The 19,217-nt window shown below is 70.7% G+C and carries 19 protein-coding genes; 6 read left to right on the forward strand and 13 right to left on the reverse strand.

From position 1 onward, the window contains the following. Positions 1-101 precede the first annotated feature (101 nt). Entirely contained in the window at positions 102-899 is a 798-nt protein-coding gene (locus ACGFY5_RS15945) for a FadR/GntR family transcriptional regulator (RefSeq protein ID WP_392720370.1), read from the forward strand. A 93-nt stretch (positions 900-992) separates the two neighbouring features. On the opposite strand, the gene ACGFY5_RS15950 is transcribed toward ACGFY5_RS15945, so the two are convergent. Genes ACGFY5_RS15950 through ACGFY5_RS15980 form a run of 7 tightly spaced genes read right to left on the reverse strand, consistent with a single transcriptional unit; the run spans position 993 to position 7,567 of the window. Then, the gene (locus ACGFY5_RS15950) at positions 993-1,817 is read right to left on the reverse strand and encodes a mycofactocin-coupled SDR family oxidoreductase (RefSeq protein ID WP_392720372.1); all 825 of its coding nucleotides are present in this window, start codon (positions 1,815-1,817) and stop codon (positions 993-995) included. Then, entirely contained in the window at positions 1,817-2,575 is a 759-nt protein-coding gene (locus ACGFY5_RS15955; protein ID WP_392720373.1) for an SDR family oxidoreductase, read from the reverse strand. Before ACGFY5_RS15955 ends, ACGFY5_RS15950 begins: the two co-directional genes overlap by 1 nt. Before the next feature lie 8 nt (positions 2,576-2,583). Further along, entirely contained in the window at positions 2,584-3,714 is a 1,131-nt protein-coding gene (locus tag ACGFY5_RS15960; RefSeq protein WP_392720374.1) for a thiolase family protein, read from the reverse strand. A gap of 13 nt (positions 3,715-3,727) precedes the next feature. Then, a complete protein-coding gene (locus ACGFY5_RS15965) occupies positions 3,728-4,486 on the reverse strand; it encodes an SDR family NAD(P)-dependent oxidoreductase (RefSeq protein ID WP_392720375.1) in 759 nt (252 codons plus the stop codon). A gap of 15 nt (positions 4,487-4,501) precedes the next feature. Continuing rightward, positions 4,502-5,632, reverse strand: a complete 1,131-nt coding sequence (locus ACGFY5_RS15970; protein WP_392720377.1) for a CaiB/BaiF CoA transferase family protein — start codon at positions 5,630-5,632, stop codon at positions 4,502-4,504. Next, positions 5,629-6,393, reverse strand: coding sequence for a crotonase/enoyl-CoA hydratase family protein (locus ACGFY5_RS15975; RefSeq protein ID WP_392720379.1), 765 nt, complete (start codon positions 6,391-6,393; stop codon positions 5,629-5,631). Before ACGFY5_RS15975 ends, ACGFY5_RS15970 begins: the two co-directional genes overlap by 4 nt. Positions 6,394-6,421: 28 nt before the next feature. Continuing rightward, a complete protein-coding gene (locus ACGFY5_RS15980) occupies positions 6,422-7,567 on the reverse strand; it encodes an acyl-CoA dehydrogenase family protein (protein ID WP_392720380.1) in 1,146 nt (381 codons plus the stop codon). Positions 7,568-7,659: 92 nt separating this feature from the next. On the opposite strand from ACGFY5_RS15980, the gene ACGFY5_RS15985 reads away from it, so the two are divergent. Then, positions 7,660-9,189, forward strand: a complete 1,530-nt coding sequence (locus ACGFY5_RS15985) for a class I adenylate-forming enzyme family protein (protein ID WP_392720382.1) — start codon at positions 7,660-7,662, stop codon at positions 9,187-9,189. Further along, positions 9,186-10,400: a MaoC family dehydratase N-terminal domain-containing protein gene (locus ACGFY5_RS15990; protein WP_392720384.1), complete on the forward strand. Its 1,215-nt coding sequence runs from the start codon at positions 9,186-9,188 to the stop codon at positions 10,398-10,400. Before ACGFY5_RS15985 ends, ACGFY5_RS15990 begins: the two co-directional genes overlap by 4 nt. 1 nt (position 10,401) lies before the next feature. On the opposite strand, the gene ACGFY5_RS15995 is transcribed toward ACGFY5_RS15990, so the two are convergent. Beyond that, entirely contained in the window at positions 10,402-11,181 is a 780-nt protein-coding gene (locus ACGFY5_RS15995) for an enoyl-CoA hydratase/isomerase family protein (protein WP_392720387.1), read from the reverse strand. Between the two features lie 47 nt (positions 11,182-11,228). Between ACGFY5_RS15995 and ACGFY5_RS16000 the strand changes: the two genes are divergently transcribed. Continuing rightward, positions 11,229-12,299, forward strand: a complete 1,071-nt coding sequence (locus tag ACGFY5_RS16000) for an acyl-CoA dehydrogenase family protein (RefSeq protein WP_392720389.1) — start codon at positions 11,229-11,231, stop codon at positions 12,297-12,299. 66 nt (positions 12,300-12,365) lie between these two features. Here the strand turns inward: ACGFY5_RS16000 and ACGFY5_RS16005 are convergent, their stop codons facing one another. The 5 genes from ACGFY5_RS16005 to ACGFY5_RS16025 form a co-directional block, all read right to left on the reverse strand. Then, positions 12,366-13,130 (reverse strand): crotonase/enoyl-CoA hydratase family protein, encoded by a 765-nt coding sequence (locus ACGFY5_RS16005; RefSeq protein WP_392720391.1) that lies wholly within the window; start codon positions 13,128-13,130, stop codon positions 12,366-12,368. Beyond that, a complete protein-coding gene (locus tag ACGFY5_RS16010; RefSeq protein WP_392720392.1) occupies positions 13,123-14,112 on the reverse strand; it encodes an NADPH:quinone oxidoreductase family protein in 990 nt (329 codons plus the stop codon). Before ACGFY5_RS16010 ends, ACGFY5_RS16005 begins: the two co-directional genes overlap by 8 nt. A gap of 10 nt (positions 14,113-14,122) precedes the next feature. Continuing rightward, on the reverse strand, positions 14,123-15,289 hold the full coding sequence (locus tag ACGFY5_RS16015; RefSeq protein WP_392720394.1) for a thiolase family protein: 1,167 nt from the start codon (positions 15,287-15,289) through the stop codon (positions 14,123-14,125). A gap of 93 nt (positions 15,290-15,382) precedes the next feature. After that, complete coding sequence (locus ACGFY5_RS16020; RefSeq protein ID WP_392720396.1) at positions 15,383-16,204, reverse strand: enoyl-CoA hydratase/isomerase family protein; 822 nt, start codon at positions 16,202-16,204, stop codon at positions 15,383-15,385. 33 nt (positions 16,205-16,237) lie between these two features. Then, positions 16,238-17,068 (reverse strand): sugar phosphate isomerase/epimerase family protein, encoded by an 831-nt coding sequence (locus ACGFY5_RS16025; RefSeq protein ID WP_392720397.1) that lies wholly within the window; start codon positions 17,066-17,068, stop codon positions 16,238-16,240. An 86-nt stretch (positions 17,069-17,154) separates the two neighbouring features. On the opposite strand from ACGFY5_RS16025, the gene ACGFY5_RS16030 reads away from it, so the two are divergent. Together ACGFY5_RS16030 and ACGFY5_RS16035 are read left to right on the forward strand one after the other, a co-directional pair. Further along, complete coding sequence (locus ACGFY5_RS16030; RefSeq protein ID WP_392720399.1) at positions 17,155-18,450, forward strand: acyl-CoA dehydrogenase family protein; 1,296 nt, start codon at positions 17,155-17,157, stop codon at positions 18,448-18,450. After that, positions 18,447-19,193 (forward strand): SDR family NAD(P)-dependent oxidoreductase, encoded by a 747-nt coding sequence (locus tag ACGFY5_RS16035; protein ID WP_392720400.1) that lies wholly within the window; start codon positions 18,447-18,449, stop codon positions 19,191-19,193. Before ACGFY5_RS16030 ends, ACGFY5_RS16035 begins: the two co-directional genes overlap by 4 nt. Positions 19,194-19,217: the final 24 nt, after the last annotated feature.

Raw genomic sequence — 19,217 nt, forward strand, 5'->3', positions numbered from 1 at the left:
TCCAAATTAATTTAATCAGTTCACTGAATCTAAGCCAAGGGGTCGGGTAAATTCGAGCAATAGGTATGCTATTCAAAGGTAACTACCGGTTAAGGAGCGCGATGAGCGTCACCAACGACTCCGCAGCGCGGGTCGGCGTCCTTGTGCGCGCCCCGAAGACGGCCGAGATCATCGCCACACACCTGCGCGGCCAGGTCGTGCGCGGCGAACTGCAGCCAGGGCAGACGCTGCCGCCCGAGACCCAGCTCATGGAGCAGTTCGGCGTCTCACGGCCGACGTTGCGCGAGGCGTTCCGCATTCTGGAGGCCGAGTCGCTGATCAGCGTGCGCCGCGGCAGCCGGGGCGGAGCGCAGGTCATGATGCCGGACCTGTCGGTGACCGTGCGAGCACTCGGACTGCTCCTGCAGATCCAAGGCACGACGATCGAGGACGTCTACCAGGCCCGGATGGTCTCCGAGCCCGCCTGCGCCCGCCTGCTGGCCGCGCGCCGGGACGAGCAAGATCTGGCCGACCTCGCCGAGGTGATCGAGGCGCTGCGGACCGAGCTGGCCGCCCGCGAGACGTTCGTGCCGGACCCGGACGTGTGGACCGCGCTCACCGGGCGCTTCCACGAGCTGATCGTGCAGCGTTCGGGCAACAAGACGCTGGCCATCCAGGGCGCCGTGCTGCAGGACATCGTCCGCACGCACACACGCACCCGGGTCCAGGGGTACGGCGCGGCCGACACCCCGGAGCGCTACCAGCGACTGATCACGTCCTACGAGAAGTTCGTCGGGCTGATCCGTGACCACCAACCCGACCATGCCGAGCGGCACTGGCGGGCGCACATGGAGGCCGCCGGCCAGTACCTGCTCAAGGACGATCTGAAGAACAAAGCCGTCGTCGAACTATTCTCCTAGGACGGACACCGTCGGCTCGACGAAGTTCTCGTCCGCGAGTTCACCCCTCGGTCAGCGCCTTGGCGCCGTACCGCAGCCGTACCTCGGGCGCGCTCATCGGATCGCGAACCCGGCGTCGAGTGGTAGTTGCACACCGGTGAGGTAGGCCGCCTCGTCGGAGACCAGCCAGGCGACCGCGTTGGCGATGTCCTCGGGCTGCAGCACCGAGATCGGCAGGGCGTTCTGCATCCGGCTGATCGTGTTGTTCTCTCCCCGCGCGGCCTCGGCCATCAGCTGCTCCATCACCGCGCTGGTCGTCATCCCGGACGCGACCCCGGTCGGGTGAATCGTGTTCACCCGGATCATCTCCGCGGCGTACTCGTTGGCCAGCGACTGCATCAGACCGACCAGACCCCGCTTGGCCGCGGTGTAGGCGAGAGCGCCGGCCTTGTCGGTCCCGGTCCCCTTCAGCCCGGCCGATGAACTCGTGAGGACGATCGACCCACCGCGTCCGCCGGCCCGGATCGCCGGGAGCACGACTTCGATCGTCCGCCAGACGCCGGTCAGGTTGACGTCGATGATGTCGACCCAGGTCCGGTCGCGATCGCCGTCGGGCGAGAGCCTGATGATGCCGGCGTTGGCGATCAGGACGTCGACCCGGCCGAACCGGTCGAGCCCGGCGGCGAGCGCTCGGCGCAGGTCGTCGTAGCTGCGCACGTCACCGACTTCCACGACGATCCGCCCGCCCGCGGCCTCGACCTCCTTGACGGTCGTCGCCAGATCGTCCGGTGTGGCGTTGGAGTAGTCCATCGTCGGGATGTCGGCGCAGATGTCGAGGCCGACGACGTCGAACCCGGCCGAGGCGAGCTTCACCGCATGCGCGCGGCCCTGGCCGCGGGCGACACCGGTGATGAACGCGACCTTCCGGTCCGTGGCCATCAGCGGGGCGCCATCCGGATGCCGCCGTCCAGGCGGATCGTCTCGCCGTTGACGTAGCTGTTCTCCAGCAGGGTCACCGCGATGTGGGCGTAGTCGTCCGGTGCGCCGAGTCGGCTCGGGTGCGGCACCGTACGCTCCAGGGCCTCCCGGATGTCCGGGCGTAGCCGGGCCAGCATCGGGGTGTCGAACACTCCCGGAGCGATCGTGTTGACCCGGATCAGCCGGCTCGCCAGGTCACGGGCCGCGACCAGCGTGATGCCGTGGACCCCGGCCTTCGCCGCGGTGTACGAGGTCTGGCCGATCTGGCCGTCGAACGCCGCGACCGACGCGGTCAGCACGATCGCGCCGCGTTCCCCGTCGACCGGCTCGGCCTTCGAGATCCGGGCCGCGCCCAGCCGGAGCACATTGTAGGTACCGACCAGGTTGACCCGGATGACCTCGGCAAACGTGTCCAGCGAGCCCGGCTCACCGTCCCGGTCGAGGATCCGGACCCGGTCGCCACCGCGGCCGGCGCAGTGCACGACCGCGCGGATCGGGCCGTGCGCCTCCTCGGCGGCGTCGAGGGCAGCGACGGTCGAAGCCTCGTCGGCGATGTCGGTCTTGGCGTACACGACGGAGCCGAGCAGCGCGCCGTCCTCCGGGGGGTTGAGATCGGCGATGCCGACCCGGGCGCCGGCCGCGAGCAGGCGGCGAACGGTGGCCAGGCCGAGGCCGGACGAACCGCCGGTGACGAAGGCGGAAACGGAATCGAGGCGCATGGAGGCTCCTAGAGCAGTTCGAGGATCGTCGCGTTGGCCATGCCGCCCGCCTCGCACATCGTCTGCAAGCCGTAACGAATGCCCTGGTCACGCATGTGATTGATCATTCGGGTCATCAAGATCGCGCCGGAGGCCCCGAGCGGGTGACCCACCGCGATCGCCCCGCCGAGCGGGTTGAGCTTGGCGTGGTCGGCGCCGGTCTCGATCTCCCAGGCCAGCGGCACGCTCGCGAACGCCTCGTTCACCTCGTACACGCCGATGTCGCCGATCGTCAGGCGGGCCCGCTTGAGCAGCTTGGCGGTGGCGGGGATCGGACCGGTGAGCATCGTGACCGGGTCGTCCCCGGCCACGGCTCCGGTGTGGAAGCGCGCGATCGGGCGCAGGCCCAGCTCGGCGGCGCGCTCGCTGGTCGTGATCAGCAGCGCGGCGGCGCCGTCGGAGATCTGCGAGCTGTTGCCCGCGTGGATCACGCCGTCGGGCCGGAACGCGGGCTTGAGCGCGGCGAGCTTCTCCGGCGTCGTTTCCCGCCGGATGCCCTCGTCGGCCTTGAGCCCCTCGATCGGCAGCACCTGCCCGTCGAACGCCCCCGAGTCGATGGCCGCGATCGCCCGCTGGTGCGACTCGTAGGCGAGATCGTCCAGTTGCTCGCGAGAGAGCTTCCAGCGCCGGGCGATGTCCTCGGCGCCCAGACCCTGGCTGAAGCTGTCGCGCTGGTAGCGCTGGCGCACCCGGGGGCCGAACGGTTCGCCGATCGCCCGCGCGGAGCCGATCGGCACCCGGCTCATCGACTCGACCCCACCCGCCACGACCAGGTCGTAGTGGCCGGCGATCACGCTGGCGGCCGCGAAGTGGACGGCCTGCTGGCTCGATCCGCAGGCTCGGTCCAGCGTGACGCCGGGAATCGACTCCGGCCAGCCTGCGGCCAGCACCGACAGCCGTCCCACGTTCGTCGACTGGTCGCTGATCTGGGTGACGCAGCCGAGGATCACGTCCTCGATGAGGTCGGGCGCCACCTGCGCGCGCTCGACCAGAGCGCGGAGTACCTCGCCGGCCAGGTCGACCGGGTGGACGCCCTTCAGCGAACCATTGCGCCGGCCGATCGGCGTCCGTACCGCCTCGACGATCACAGCATCGCGCACGGTGTAGCTCCTTTCAGACGGAAAGCGTGAAGCCGCCGGAGACCCGGAGGGTCTCGCCGGTGATGAACGACGCCCGGCGGGAGACCAGGTAGAGCAACGCCTCGACGATGTCCGTCTCCGCGCCTTCCCGGGACAGAACCTGGCCGCTCATGACCCGCGCCACCTCGGACTCGGGAAGTTCGGCCCGCAGTGTGTCGGTGAAGATCAGCCCGGGCGCGATCCCGTTCACCCGGATGCCCTCGCGCCCCAACTCGTGGGCGAACTGCGCGGTCAGGCCGCGCACGGCGAGCTTCGAGACCCCGTAGGCCGTGCGGTTGGGGTACGACGCCGACGACGAGAGGTTGACGATGCTCGCGCCGAGCCGGCCGCGCATCGCGTCCGCGGCCGCCAGCGTGCAGACGACGACGCCCATCACGTTGACGTCGAAGAGCCGGCGCAGGCGCTCGACGCCGAGTTCCACGCTGGGCTTGTTATAAGCGGCCGAGTGCAGCCCGGCGTTGTTGATCAGGATGTCCAGGCCGCCGTGGGCGCCGACGATCTCGGCCACCACCTCGCCGACCCTGGCCTCGTCGGTCACGTCGCAGGCGACCCCGGTCGCGCTGCCACCCTTACCGTTGAGTTCGGCCGCGGCTTCGCTCGCCGCCTCGCCGTCGACGTCGGCGAGGACGACGTGCGCGCCGAGCGCGGTCAGCGCCGCACCGAACGCCTTGCCGAAGCCGCGGCCGCCACCGGTGATCAGGGCGACCTTGCCCGCGTGCTCGTTCTCCGGCATCGAGTCCTCCATCCGTCAGGCGATCGCGTTCTGGGCGCGAAGTTCGGCCAGCTCCGGAGCGGTGAGCCCAAGGCCGGTCAGAATCTCGTCGGTGTGGCTGCAGTGACCGCCGCGCGGCTTTTCCGTCGCCGGGGAAGCCGACAATCGAGGGGCCGGCGCCGGCTGCGGGACGCCGTCCCAGTCGACGAACGTGGCCCGTTCCCGCAGCTCCGGCGAGGACGCGGCCTCGGCCAGGCTGAGCACCGGCGTCACGCAGGCGTCGAGCGGGTCGAAGATCGTCTCCCAGTCGGCGCGGGCTTTCGTGCCGAAGATCGAGGCCAGCTCTTTTTCCAGCGCGAGCCACCGGGAGCGGTCGTGCTGGGGCCAGTCCGCCGGGTCGAGCCCGAGAGTCTCCAGGAGCAGCCGGTAGAACTGCGGCTCCAGCGCACCCACCGCCACGAAGCCACCGTCGGCGGTCCGGTACGTGCGATAAAACGGGGCCGCACCGTCGAGCAGGTTGTCCTGCCGCTCATTGCTCCAGAGCCCGGCGGCGAGCATGCCGTGCATCATCGTGGTGAGGTTCGCGACGCCGTCGACCATCGCCGCGTCGACAACCTGGCCGGTGCCGGTGGAGGCGCGCTGGTGCAGCGCGGCCAGCACACCCAGCGCCAGGTAGGCACCGCCGCCGCCGAAGTCGGCGAGCAGGTTGAGTGGGGGCACCGGGGGCAGCTCTCCCGGCCCGAGCGGATAGAGGCCACCGGCCAAGCCGGCGTAGTTGATGTCGTGGCCGGCGCGCAGGGCCCGCGGGCCGGTCCGGCCCCAGCCGGTCGCGCGTCCGTAGATCAGCGCGGGGTCGAGGTCGTCCGGGCCGAGGCCCAGCCGTTCGGCGACGCCGGGGCGCATCCCTTCCAGGAACACGTCCGCGGTGTCCAGCAGCCGCAGCAGGGTGGCGCGGCCGGCCGGGCTGCGGACGTCGATCCCGATACCCTGGTGACCCCGCGTCCGCGGGTCGTCCTCCAGCGGCAGACCGGTGACGCCGCCTGCCCCGTTGACGCGATCGACCCGGATCACCCGGGCGCCGAGATCGGCGAGCAGCATGGTCGCGAACGGCACCGGCCCCATCGCGCTGAGCGCGACGACCGTGACGTCGCCGAGGGCCTGCGTCATGCGTCTTTCCAAACCGGGGCCCGCCGCTCCCGGAACGCCGCGACACCCTCCGTGGCGTCCTCCGACGCGAAAACCGGGTCGAGGATCGCGCTCTGCCGGTCGAAGCCGTCGTCGATCGGCCAGTCCGCCGACTCGATCGCGACCTTCTTCGAGGCGCGCACCGACAGTGGCGCCGACTCGGCGATCATTTTTGCGAGTTCCTGCGCGGCGGACAGCGCGCCGCCTTCGTCGGCCAGGCGGTTGACCAGGCCGAAGTGGGCCGCCCGTTCGGCGTCGAACGGAGCGCCGGTCATGATCAGCTCCAGCGCGACCGCGCGCGGCAGGACCCGGGGCAGCCGGAAGACGCCGCCGCCCCGAGCGGCCAGGCCGCGGCGGACCTCGGGTAAGCCGAAGCGCGCGCCACTGCCGGCCGTGACCAGGTCACAGGAGAGCACGATCTCGAACCCGCCGCCGAGCGCCCAGCCCTCAACCGCGGCGATCAGCGGTTTGGTCGGCGGACGCTTGACCAGCCCGGCGAAGCCGCGCACCGGGTCGGCGATCGTCTCGCCGGCGGCGAACGCCTTGAGGTCCATGCCCGCGCTGAAGACGCCGCCGGCGCCGGTGAGGATGCCCACCCGCAGGTCCGGGCTGGACTCGAGCCGGTCGAGGGCGTCCGCGATCTCCCGCGAGACCGCGCCGTTGACGGCGTTGCGCTGCGCGGGACGGTTGATCGTCAGAACGAGAACTGCACCGTCTTGGTGGACGAGAACCGCGTCGGACAAGAGAACTCCTCTCAGCGCAGGGCGGCTGTCATCGCAGGGCGGATTGGCCGAGCAGCGCCTTGCCCAGATGCAGGATCTGCATCTGGCTGGTGCCCTCGGGGATCGTGGCCTCGCGCGCATCCCGGAAGTAGCGCTCGACCGGGGACTCCTCCATCAGCCCGGCCCCGCCGTGCAGCTGGATCGCCAGGGTCGCGGCCCGGCCCGCCGACTCGCCGCAGTAGAGCTTGGCCATCGAGCACTCGTACCGGCCCGGCTCACCGGCGTCGATGGCGCGCGCGGCGTGGTAGCCGAGCAGCCGGGACGTCTCGGTGATCGTGGCGATCTCGACCACCATCTGCTGCACGAGTTGGAAGCCCGCGAGCGCCTTGCCGAACTGCTCGCGCTGCCGGCAGAACGTGATCGACGCCTCCAGGCAGGCCTGGGAGAGCCCGACGGCGCCCATCGCCATGTTCAGCCGCCCGGCGTTGATCGCTTTCATCCCCAGCCCCAGCCCGCCGCCGAGCGCGCCCAAGACGTTCTCCGCCGGAACGTACGTGTCCTGGAACGACAGTTCGCAGGAGGTGGTGGAGCGCAGCGGCATGTGCGGGATGTCGGACACCCCGAAGTCGGACTCGTCCTTCTCGACCAGCAGCGCGGTCACGCCGTGGTCGGTGCCCTCGGCACCGATCACGCGGGCGAAGAGAATGCCGAAGTCGCTGCCCAGGGCGTTGGTGATGTACAGCTTGCTGCCGTTGATCACGTAGCCGTCGCCCTTGGCCCGGGCGGTCGTCCGCAGCGACCCGGCGTCGGACCCGGCCTCGGGCTCGGTGAGGCCGAACCAGCCGAAGCGACGCCCGGCCAGCAGCGGGTCGAGGAAGCGCGCACGTTGTTCCTCGTTCGCCGTCGCGGCCAGCGTCCGGGCGACCATGCCCTGAACGTTGACCGTCGTGCGGAGCGAGCCCCAGCAGCGACCGGCCTCCTCCATGAGGATGGCCTGCATCATCATCGGCAGCTCGTCGCCGCCCAGAGCCTCCGGAACGCCACCCCGGACGTAGCCGAACTCGTAGAGCTGCGGCAGTAACTCCCACGGGAACGTGCGGGCGCGCTCGTGCCCGGCGACGACCGGGGCGACCTTCTTCTCGAGGAAGGACCGTACCGAGTCGCGCAACGCGCGTTCTTCTTCGTTGAGGAGCATCTCGACCTCATCACCCGCTCGGACGAATCGACTTAGATTAGTTATCTCATTACACTATAATCGAACCCAGTCGACCAGACTGAAAGGCCGGCATGACCACCTCTGACGCAGCTGGTTCCGCGGAGGACGACGCGCGGACCTTGATGGCCCGCCGCATCCGCGGCGTGTTGGCCGTTGATCCCGGTGCGACCGCCCTGACCTTCCAGGGACGCAGCTTCCCGTGGTCGTACTACGCCGACGCCATCGCCGACCTCGACACCCTGCTGGCCGGTTTTCCGGACGCCAAGCGGGTCGGGATCGTCCTCCGCAACCGCCCGGCTCAGCTGTCCGCCGTGGTCGCCACGATCGCGACGGGCCGGTCGGTCGTCACGCTCAGCCCGCACCTGGGCGACGTCGGACTGGCCGAGGACATCATCGACCAGGCGCCAGACGTGCTGATCGCGGACACGGACGACTGGAGTCGCGAGGCGGTGACCGCGGCGGCCGAGAGCGTCGGCGCCGTGCCGGTGTGCGCCGGTGTCGAGCGCGCGCTGGTGAGCCACCCGGTGAGCTGGCTGCCGGCTCCGGCGCTCAAGCCGACCGGCGGCGTCGCCGTGCTGATGATGACCAGCGGCACCACCGGCCGGCCGAAGCGGGTCGAGCTCACCTACCCGAAGATGGTGGCAGCGTTCCGCGCCGCGGGCACCCCGGTCGACGACGCCCAGGAGCCACGCCTCTACAACCGCCCGGCCATCCTCTGGGCATCGCTGGCGCACATCAGCGGCCTCTACTTCGTGATCGCCCACGCCCTGGAGGGCCGTGGGGTCGCGTTGCTGGAGAAGTTCGATGTCGACGACTGGGTCGAGCTCGTGCGGGAGCACCGGCCGGGTTACGTCCGGCTGGCGCCGACCGCGTTGCGTATGGTGCTCAACGCCGAACTGCCCCGTGAGGTCTTCGAGAGCGTCTCCGCGGTCGGCTCCGGCACCGCCCCGCTGCCGCCGGACCTCGCGGACGCGTTCGAGGAGCGCTACGGCGTACCGGTCCTCGGGGTCTACGGGGCGACGGAGTTCGCCGGCGCGATCGCCGGCTGGAGCCTGAAAGCCAAGCGCGAGTGGGGTGCTCGCAAACGCGGCAGCGCGGGGCGCGCACACCCGGGCGTCGAGCTGCGGATCGTGGACCCGCAGAACGGTGACCTGCGCCCGACCGGGCAAGTCGGGCTGCTCGAGGCCCGCGGCGGGCAACTGTCCGACGACGGCTCCTGGGTGCGGACCACTGACCTCGCCTCGCTCGACGAGGACGGATTCCTGTTCATCCACGGCCGCGCCGACGACGCGATCAACCGCGGTGGGTTCAAGATCCCGCCCAGCGTCATCGAGGACGCGCTGGCCGAGCACCCGGCCGTCGACGAGTCCTCGGCGGTCGGTGTTCCGCACGTCCGGCTGGGCGAAGTACCGGTCGTCGCGGTGACGCTCACGGGCCCGGCGACCGAGGACGAGCTCCTGGAGTTCCTGGCCCAGCGGCTCACCCGCTACCAGCGCCCGGTCGAGCTCAAGATCGTTGACCAGCTACCCCGCACACCGTCGATGAAGATCAGCCGCGCGATCGTCCGCGAACAGATCTTCCGCGCAGGGAGGAAAGCGTGACCACCACCTTCGGGGTCCTCACCGACGAGGCCTTCGCCCGGTCGCGGCAGCGGATCGGCGTGCCGCAGCGCCTGCGTCCGCCGCACATCACCGAGGTCCACGTCGACGCGACCCGGCACTTCGCCTACGGCTACGGCGACGACAACCCGCTGTACTGCGATTCCGACTACGGTCGCAAGACACGCTGGGGTGGGCTGATCGCGCCGCCGAACTTCCTCTACTGCATGGGCGAGAACGCCGCCCCGGATCCGACGCCGGCGCAGAAACAGCTGCTCAAGGGTGATCCGTTCGCCGGGCTGGGCTCATACCAGGCCGTGATGGAGTTCGAGTACTACCGGCCGCTCCGGGCCGGCGATCGGTGCCGGATGCTGCGGGCACAGGTCGGCGTCGAGGAGAAGGCGAGCCGATTCGGCGGGCGGACGGCCCACGTCACCAACGACTTCCTGTTCGCCAACGGCGCCGGGCAGGTCGTCGCCCTCCAGCGCGGGACCTGGATCAATGCCGAGCGGCACGGATCCCGGGAAAAGTCCGCGCCGGAATTCCCGCCGTACACGCCGGCGCAGCTCGCCGAGATCGATGCGGCCTACGATGCCGAAACGCGCCGGGGCAGCGAGCCGCGGTACTTCGAGGACGTGGTGGTCGGCGAGGAGATCCAGCCTCGGGTGAAGGGCCCGCTGCTCGTCACCGACGTCGTCGTCTGGCACGTCGGCTGGGGCATGCAGCTGACGCCGCCCGGAGCGTTCGGGATCTCGCGGAAGATCCGCCGCAAGGCGCCCGGGCTCTATCCGCCGAACGCCCGCAACGTTCCGGACACCGTGCAGCGCCTGCACTGGGAGCCGGAACGGGCCCGCGAGCTGGGCATCCCGATGAGCTACGACTACGGCGCGATGCGCGAGACCTGGCTGACCCACGCGCTCACCGACTGGATGGGTGACGAGGGCTGGCTGTTCCGGCTCCGGTGCGAGCACCGCAAGTTCAACTACATCGGCGACACTACCTGGGTGCACGGCCGGGTGACCGACAAACGGCAGGTCGACGGTCGCAACGAGGTGCACCTCGAGGTGAGCTGCACCAACCAGCGCGGCGAGACCACGACGCCGGGCACGGCCGTAGTGCTGCTCCCGACCCGCAGCGCGCCGGTCGATCTCCCCCAGCCGCCCGCCGACAGCCTCGACGAGCTGCTAGCGGCCGAGATCACCCGGCTCGCCTGAGTCAGCGCAGGTGCCAGGTGGGCTTCACGAAGCCCTCCCTGGCAACCTGTGCCTTGCCGATCGGGTTGCCGAGCGTCGTGTAGTTGAGGCCGACGGCCTGGGCGGTCTCGCGCTCCAGGTCGAGCGTCTCCCAGATCGCTTTGACCGTGCCCTGGATGGAGACCGCGGGCTTGGCCGCGATGATCCGGGCGAGCTGGTCGGCCCGGTCCCAGAGCCGCTCGTACGGCACCAGCTCGGAGAGCAGCCCGATCTCCCGGGCCCGCTCGGCCGACATCCGCTCGTCCAGCCCGAGCAGCGCCCAGCGAAGCGCCTCGCCCAGCGGAATCCGCCGGGCGAGCCCGATCGGCTCCAGCGCCGACGTCAGGCCGTAGCTGACGTGCGGGTCGAAGAACGTCGCGTCGTCGGCGCCGATCACGATGTCGGCCTCGTTGAGCCAGTAGAACGCCCCACCGGCGACCATGCCGTGCACGGCGGCGATCAGCGGCTTCCAGACCTTGTTCTGCTTCGGGCCCAGGCCCCGCCCCGGGTCGTTCTTCTGCCAGACGTCGTCCGGCATGTGGATGCCTTCGGTGGTGTCGACGCCGGTGCAGAACGCCCGGTCGCCGGCCGCGCGCAGGATCAGCACGAAGATGTCGTCGTCGGCGCGGGCCCGGGCCCAGATATCGCGGAACTCGTTGATCATCGTCTGGTTGAAGGAGTTGAGCCGCTCCGGCCGGTTCAGCGTGATCGTGGCGATGTGGTCGGCCACGTCAAACAGCACCGTGTCGTACTTCTCGGCCATCCCGGCTCCCTTGCCAATCAAGTGTAAAGAGTTAGATCATATACCTCGTGGACTTCGAACTCAGTGACGAGCAGACCATGCTGCGCGAAGTTTCCCGCACGATGCTGGCCGACCGACGCGACCAGGATCTGTGGCGGCGTGGCGTCGAGCTGGGATGGATCGGGCTTGCGGTTCCGGAGGAATTCGGTGGCGTCGAGCAGGGGCTGGTCGAGCTCTGCCTGGTCGCCGAGGAACTCGGTCGTGCAGTGGCACCCGGACCGATCGCGGAGTCCGCCCTGGTGGCGCTGATCGCCGCGCGCGGCCCTGGAGGGCCGTCCGCGCCCACCGCCCGCAACGGCGCGCGAGAGGCCTCGGCGCCGGCCGCGGGCCGAGGCGACGGCAAGCTGGCCGCAGCGCTCGCCGCGGGCGACGTCAGGGCGAGCCTCGCCGTGAGCGGCGCGGTCAGCGCCACCCGCGGCAGCGACGTCCTGACCCTGGACGGCCGGCTGACCGCGGTGCAGTCGGCCGACGACGTCGACTGGCTGCTGGTCACCGCCGACCTCGCCGGGACGCCCACGCTGATTCTGGTCGAAGCGGGGCTCGCCGACGCGCGTCGCCTGCTCACGCTCGACGAGACCCGGGCCTGGTACGAGGTCACCCTCACCGGGGTACGGGTGCCCGTCGCTCAGATTCTGGGGGACGCGGAGTGGCTGCTCGCCGCAGCGGCGGTGCTCACCGCCGCCGACGCGCTCGGGGCCGGCGAGCGCCTGCTGGAGGGGACGGTCGAGCACGTGAAGACCCGGGAGCAATTCGGAAAGCCGCTCGGCACCTTCCAGTCCGTGAAACACAAGGCCGCGGACATGCTGATCTCGATCAAGGGCGCCCGGGCCGCGATCTACTACGCCGCGATGGCGCTGGATGCGGGCGCTCCCGACGGTGTGCTGGCGGCCAGCGTCGCGAAGGCCTACACGTCCGAGGCGATGAGCCGGCTCGCCGGCGAGGCGCTGCAGACCCACGGCGGTGTCGGCTTCACCTGGGAGCACGACCTGCACCTCTACCTGCGCCGCCTGAAGGTGGACGAGGTGCTCCACGGCACCCCGTCCGACCACCACGAGCGCATCGTGTCACTGCTCGCCTAGTCACGCGCCTGCCGCACGGGTGCGCCGGAGCGCACCCGGCGACGGCGCCGACCGGCGAGACAGGGACTAACGACCTCGCCAGACCGGGGGCCGCTTGGCGGCAAACGCCGCGGCGCCCTCGCGGGCGTCGTCGGATGCCATCACCGGGCCGTAGATCTCGGCCTGGATCTTCCAGCCCTCGGTCACCGTCCAGTCGGCCTGCTTGCTCGCAATCTCCTTGGTCGCCGCGACCGCGAGCGGGCCGTTGGCGGCGATCGTGGCCGCGAGCTCCAGCGCGCCGTCGAGTGCCCCGCCCACCGGCGTCACCCGGTTGACCAGCCCGAGCGCTGCCGCTCGCTCGGCTCCGATCGGATCGCCGGTCAGCAACATCTCCAGCGCGACGGTGGACGGAATCCGCCGTGGCAGCAGCATGGCCGCGCCCCCGCCGGCCACCAGCGACCGCTTCACCTCGGGTACCCCGAACCGGCTGTTCTCGGCCACGACCGCGAGGTCGCAGGCCAGCATCAGCTCGAATCCCCCGGCCAGCGCGTACCCCTCGACCGCGGCGATCAGCGGCTTGCGCGGCGGGGTCATCGTGATCCCGGCGAATCCGCGCCCGGGAATCACCGGCTTGTCGCCGCGTAACCAGGCCTTGAGATCCATGCCTGCGCAGAACGAGCCCCCGGCCCCGGTGAGGACGCCGACCCGCAGCTCGGCGTCGGCGTCGAGCTGGTCGACGGCGGCCATCAGCTGACGGGCGGTGTTGCCGTCGACCGCGTTCTTCACCTCGGGGCGGTTGATCGTGATGATCTGGACGCCGTCGCGCCGCTCGACCAGGACCTCGTCAGGCATTCCGGGCTCCTTCGGTGACCGTGATGACGACCTTGCCGGTCGGCACCCGGTCCGCGACGCGCTGCAGCGCCACCGCGACGTCGTCCAGGGGATGGGTCTCGGAGACGCGAGGACGCAGACCGCCGGCGATCAGCTCGGCCAGGCCCGCCTTGGCGGCCGCGGTCGCCTCGGGCAGCCGCGCGATCCAGGTGCGCAGCTCCAGGCCCCGCACCGTGACGTTCTTCAGCAGCACGAGGTTGAGCGGAATCCGTGGGATCTCGCCACCGGCATAGCCCAGCGTCACGAAGGTGCCGCCCCATGTGATCGCGCGCAGCGCCGGCTCGGCCCAGCGGTCACCCACCGGGTCGATGACCAGGTCCGCGCCTCCACCGGTGATCTCCTTGATCCGGTCCTTGAGGTTCTCGGTGGCGTAGTTGACGCCTGCCTCCGCGCCGAGCTCCTTGGCGACGGCCAGCCGGTCGTCGGACGAGGCCGCCGCGATGACCCGGGCCCCCAGGCGGGTGGCGATGTCGACGGTGGCGGTGCCGACCCCTCCGGCGGCGCCGAGCACCACCACCCACTGTCCCGGCCGGACGTTCCCGGCCGTGACCAGGGACAGGTAACCGGTGAGGTAGGTGACGCGGAACGCCGCCGCCTCCACCATCGACAGGCCGTCCGGCACCAGGGTCAGCGCTTCGACCGCCACCAACGCCTTCTCAGCCATCGCACCCTGCGGAACGGAGCCGTAGACGGCGTCGCCGACTGCGAACCCGCTGACGCCCTCACCGACCTCGGCGATCCGGCCGGAGAACTCGTTACCAGGGGTGAACGGCACCGGGATCGACATCTGGTACTTGTCGGCGATGAACAGCAGGTCCGGGAAGTTGATCGCGGCGGCGGCCACGTCGACCACCACGTGGCCGGGCTTCACGACGGGATCCGGGATGTCGCGGATCACGATGTTCTCGGGCCCGCCGTAGACCTCACAGCGTGCGGCTTTCATGGAACTCCTCTCAGACAGCTTCGATGACGACGGCGCCGCCCTGGCCACCGGCGGCACACATCGCGGCAACCGCGACCCCGCCGCCGCGCCGGTGCAGTTCGTGCGCGAGCGTGGTGAGCATCCGGGCCCCGGAAGCGGCCACCGGGTGGCCCAGGCTGCAGCCGCTGCCGTAGATGTTGACCCGCTCGTCGTCGATGCCGAGGACGCGGCAGGCGGCGATCGGCGTCGAGGCGAACGCCTCGTTGATTTCCCAGAGGTCGATGTCGTCGACCCCGAGACCGGCCCGTTCGAGCACACGGGGAATGACCTCGACCGCGCCCATGCCACAACGGTGCGGTTCGACGCCTACCGCGGCCCAGGACCGGATCCGGGCCAGCGGTCGCAGGCCGCGTTCTCGAGCGACGTCTCCGGCCACGAGCGTGAGCGCGGCCGCGGCGTCGTTGATACCACTGGCGTTGCCTGCGGTGATGCTGAAGCCCTCGATCGCCGGGCGCAGCGGCTTGAGTGAGGCCAGCTGCTCCAGCGTGGTGCCGCGGCGGGGGTGCTCGTCGACCTCGAACCTGACCTTCTCGCCGCCGGCGACGACATCGAGCGGGAGGACCTCGTCAGCGAAGATGCCGGCGTCGATGGCCGCGATCGCCCGGTCGTGCGAGCGCTTGGCCCAGGCGTCCATCTCCTCGCGGGTGATGCCGACCTCCTGGGCCGCGTTCCAGCCCACCGCGACCGCGACGTCGTCGTTCGCGCCCTCGTAGTAGGGGAAAGTCGGGCCGAAGCCGAGGCGGGGTTCCTCGGAGCCCGGCACCCGCCAGCTGAGCTTGGGGTTCATCGACGGGGCATGGGTGCCGCCGGCGACGACCACGCGGTCCATCCCGGCCCGGATGGTGGCCGCCGCGTTGCTCACCGCGGCCAGGCCGCCCGCGCAGTGCCGGTTGATCGCCTGCCCGGGAACGTGCGTCAGTCCGGCGGCGACCGCCGCGTACCGGGCGATGTCGCCGCCGCCGGCCAGCTCCTCGGCCAGGATGACGTCGTCGATGTCGGCCGGATCGAGCCCGGACCGTTCGACCGCGGCCCGCACCACGGCGGTGGCCAGCGCTTCGGCCGAGGTGTCGCGGAGGGTGCCCTTGAACGACCGCCCGATCGGCGTCCGTACGGCGCTGACGATGACGGCTTCGGTCATGAGGCCGCCTCCGAAGTGAGCATCGTAGGGAGCCCTAGCGACCGAGGAGCGGAGCGGCGGAGGTGGACGGGGCACACGGTCATGTCGGTCCTTTCAGAGTCGGCCGTTGACTTTCAAGGCCTCCGGAACCCAGGACGGCGAGCGCTTCTCGAGGAAGGCGCGGAAACCCTCGCGCGACTCCTCCCGCTGGAGGCTGTCGAAAAACGCGAGCCGGTCCTGGAGGCCCATGTACTGGTCGAGGACGCGCTTGGTGTCCCGCCGGGCCTCCGGAGCGGAGCGGCAGCACTGGGCCGCGACCTCGGTGGCGGCGTCGATCAGGTCGTCGTGCGGCACGACCCGGCTGACCAGGCCCCAGTCTTCGGCCTCCGGTGCGCTCAGCGAGCGCCCGGTGAGCATCAGGTCGCGGGTCCGCACCGGCCCGATCAGGCGGACGAGGAGCTGCGCGAAGTAGGTGTCGGAGATTCCGCGCAGCAGTTCCGGCACCCGGAACGTGGCCCGGTCACTGACCACGGCGACGTCGGAGCAGAGCGCAATCAGCAGGCCGCCGCCCTGACAGATGCCGTTGACCGCCGAGACGACCGGCTTGACGCTCTGCCGGAGCACGTCGAACGGGAGGATGTCGATGACGCCGGCGACGTTCCCGGGGCGCAGCCAGGCGTCGCCCGGGCTGTTGCCGAGGTCGCCGCCGGGGATGAACACGCTGCCGGTGCCGGTGAGGATCGTCGCGGCCAGATCGGGGTCGGCGTCGACGTGCCGGACCGCGTACCGGATGCCGAAGTACATCGACGGGCTCAGCGCGTTGCGGGCCTCGGGGCGGTCGACGACCACGTGGGCGAACGGCGCCTTCCGCTCGAAGCGCAGGTAGGGCGTCCCGAGCCAGTCACCGTCGGGTGGACGCACGTCGTTGTCGGCCACAGATTCTCCTTTTTAGTGAGATCATATAACTGATTAGGAGAGGACGCGTGTCAACCAGGTCACTGCGCGCTCGGCGGCGGCGGCGCCGATCACGTCGACCCGCGGGCCGTTCAGTTCGACGTCGAACACGCCGGCGTAGCCACCGTCGAGCGTCCATCGCACCAGCTCTTCCAGCGGGATGCCGCCGTCGCCGGGTACCGCACGGCACGGGAGCGAGCGGTCGCCGAGGACCATGTCGCTGAGCTGGACGTGGGCCACCGCGTCGCCGTGGTCGCGCAGTTCGGTGCGGAGCTCGCCCTCGGTCCAGACGTGGAAGAAGTCCACGCAGACGCCCAGCCCGGCCGGACGGGCCAGGCGCAGCGCGTCGTGGAACGTGTGGACGAACGTGAGGTCGGCGTAGAGCCAGCTGGTGGGCTCGACCGCGAGCACGATGCCGCGCTCGGCGGCGTACGCGACCAGCGGGGCGATCGCGTGCCGGTACGCGGCGGCAGATTCGTCCCAGTCGGCGATCGGGCGCGGGCCGGTGAGGCCGTACACGACGCCGGCGCCGACGGTGGCCGCGTTGTCGACGTCGCGCCGGGCGTCGCGCAGCCATGCGTCGCCAGCGCCGCCCGCCGCGTGCCGCGCGTCGGCGTCGGCGTCGGCTCGGCGGAGGCCCGGGCCGAGGGCGCCGGTGGTCGTGACGACGCGGACGCCGTGCGCGCGGGCGGCGGCCGCGACCTTGTCGGCGCCGGACTCGCGGACCTTGCGTCCGGTCAATGACGTATTGGCGACGCCGAGCCCGGCGACCACCTCGATCGTCTCCACCGCCGACAGCTCGGGGAAGCACAGACCGCTGACGCTGATTCGTGGATGTGCCGCCATCGATTCTCCGCCCCGGTCGACAGCTAATCAGCCATCTCCTACATTTGAGTTAGATGATTGCACCTCTTCGACAGCGGAGCGAACCTATGTGGGACTTCTCGACCGAACCCGAGTTCCAGGAGAAACTGGACTGGATGGCGCGGTTCGTCCGCGAGGAGTGTGAGCCTCTCGACCTGCTCTTCCCCCACGGCGGCGACCCGTACGACGTCCGCAACACGATGTCGCGCGCGATCCTCAAGCCCCTCCAGGAGCAGGTCCGGGCGCAGGGCCTCTGGGCCTGCCACCTCGGCCCCGAGCTCGGCGGGCAGGGTTTCGGGCAGCTGAAGCTGGCGCTGATGAACGAGATCCTCGGCCGCTCGTACTGGGCGCCGACGGTCTTCGGCACCGCCGCTCCGGACACCGGCAACGCCGAGATCCTCGCGATGTTCGGCACCGAGGAGCAGAAGAAGCGGTATCTGCAGCCGCTGCTCGACGGTGAGATCGTCTCGTCGTTCTCGATGACCGAGCCGCAGGCCGGCGCCGACCCGAAGGAGTTCGTCTGCTCGGCGACGCGCGACGGCGACGAGTGGGTGATCGACGGCGAGAAATGGTTCTCCTCCAACGCCCGCTACGCCGAATTCCTCATCGTGATGGCAGTGACCGACCCCGACGCGGCCCCGCACCGGCGGATGTCGATGCTCGTCGTCCCGACCGACACGCCCGGCGTCGAGATCCTCCGCAACGTCGGCACGATCAACGAGCGCGACGAACTGGACGAGGGCATCCACGGGTACCTCCGGTACAACCAGGTCCGGGTGCCGTTGGACGCGATGCTCGGCGAGCCCGGCGACGGCTTCAAGGTCGCCCAGGCCCGGCTCGGCGGTGGCCGCGTCCACCACGCGATGCGGGTGGTCGGCAAGTGCCAGCGGGCGTTCGACATGATGTGCGAGCGCGCGCTGTCCCGGCGTACCCAGGGAAAGCTGCTCGCCGAGCACCAGTTCGTCCAGGGCTTCATCGCCGACTCGGCGATCCAGCTGGAGATGTACCGGCTGCTGGTGCTCAAGACCGCGTGGATCATCGACCATGAGCCGCACGGGGCCGCCCGCAAGCACATCGCGATGTGCAAGGTGGCCCTGACCGAGGTGCAGCACGACATCCTCCAGCGGGCCCTCCACCTGCACGGCTCGCTGGGCGTCACCCACGAGACGCCGCTGGGCGAGTGGTGGGCGGGCGAGCCGCACCTGGGCCTGGCCGACGGGCCGACCGAGGTGCACAAGGTCACGGTGTCCAAGCAGGTTCTCAAGGGATACCAGCCGGCGCCGGGGCTGTTCCCGACCGAGCACATCCCGACCCGGCGGGCAGCCGCGCGGGCCAAGTACGCCTCGGTGCTGGAGGGCCGGTGAGCACCGATCTGTTCGACCTGACCGGCAAAGTCGCGCTGGTCACCGGCGGCAGCCGGGGGCTCGGCCGGGAGATCGTGCTGGGGTTCGCGGCTGCCGGGGCCGACGTCGTCATCGCCAGCCGCAAGCTCGACGCCTGCGAGGTCCTGGCCAAGGAAGTCGAGGCGATGGGCCGGAAGGCGCTGCCGGTGGCCGCGCACGTCGGGCACTGGGACGAGTGCGCGGCGCTGGTCGAGCAGGCCTACACGGCGTTCGGGCACGTGGACGTGCTGGTCAACAACGCCGGGATGTCGCCGCTCGCGCCGTCGTCCGCGGAGACGTCGGAAGAGCTGTTCGACAAGGTCATCGGGGTCAATTTCAAAGGCCCGTTCCGCCTCGGCTCCTTGATCGGGCAGCGGATGCACGAGGGCGACGGTGGGTCGATCATCAACGTCTCGAGCAGCGGCGCGCTGTTCCCGACGCCGCGGTTCGGCCCGTACGCGGGGGCGAAGGCGGCGCTCAACGCGCTGACGACCGTGCTCGCGCTGGAGTACGCGCCCAACGTCCGGGTGAACACGCTCTCGGCCGGGCCGTTCCTGACCGACATCGCCAAGCACTGGCCCGAGCCGAGCAAGCGCACCTGGAAGAACGCCGCCGGCCGGCCCGGCAACCCGCCGGAGATCGTCAGCACCGCGCTCTACCTGGCGTCCCCGGCGTCGAGTTACACGACCGGCTCACTCATCCGCGTGGACGGCGGTCTGCACTGAGGCAGAGCGCCCCGGGCGTCGCCC

Source organism: Cryptosporangium sp. NPDC048952 (genome assembly GCF_043197895.1).
GTDB lineage: Bacteria > Actinomycetota > Actinomycetes > Mycobacteriales > Cryptosporangiaceae > Cryptosporangium.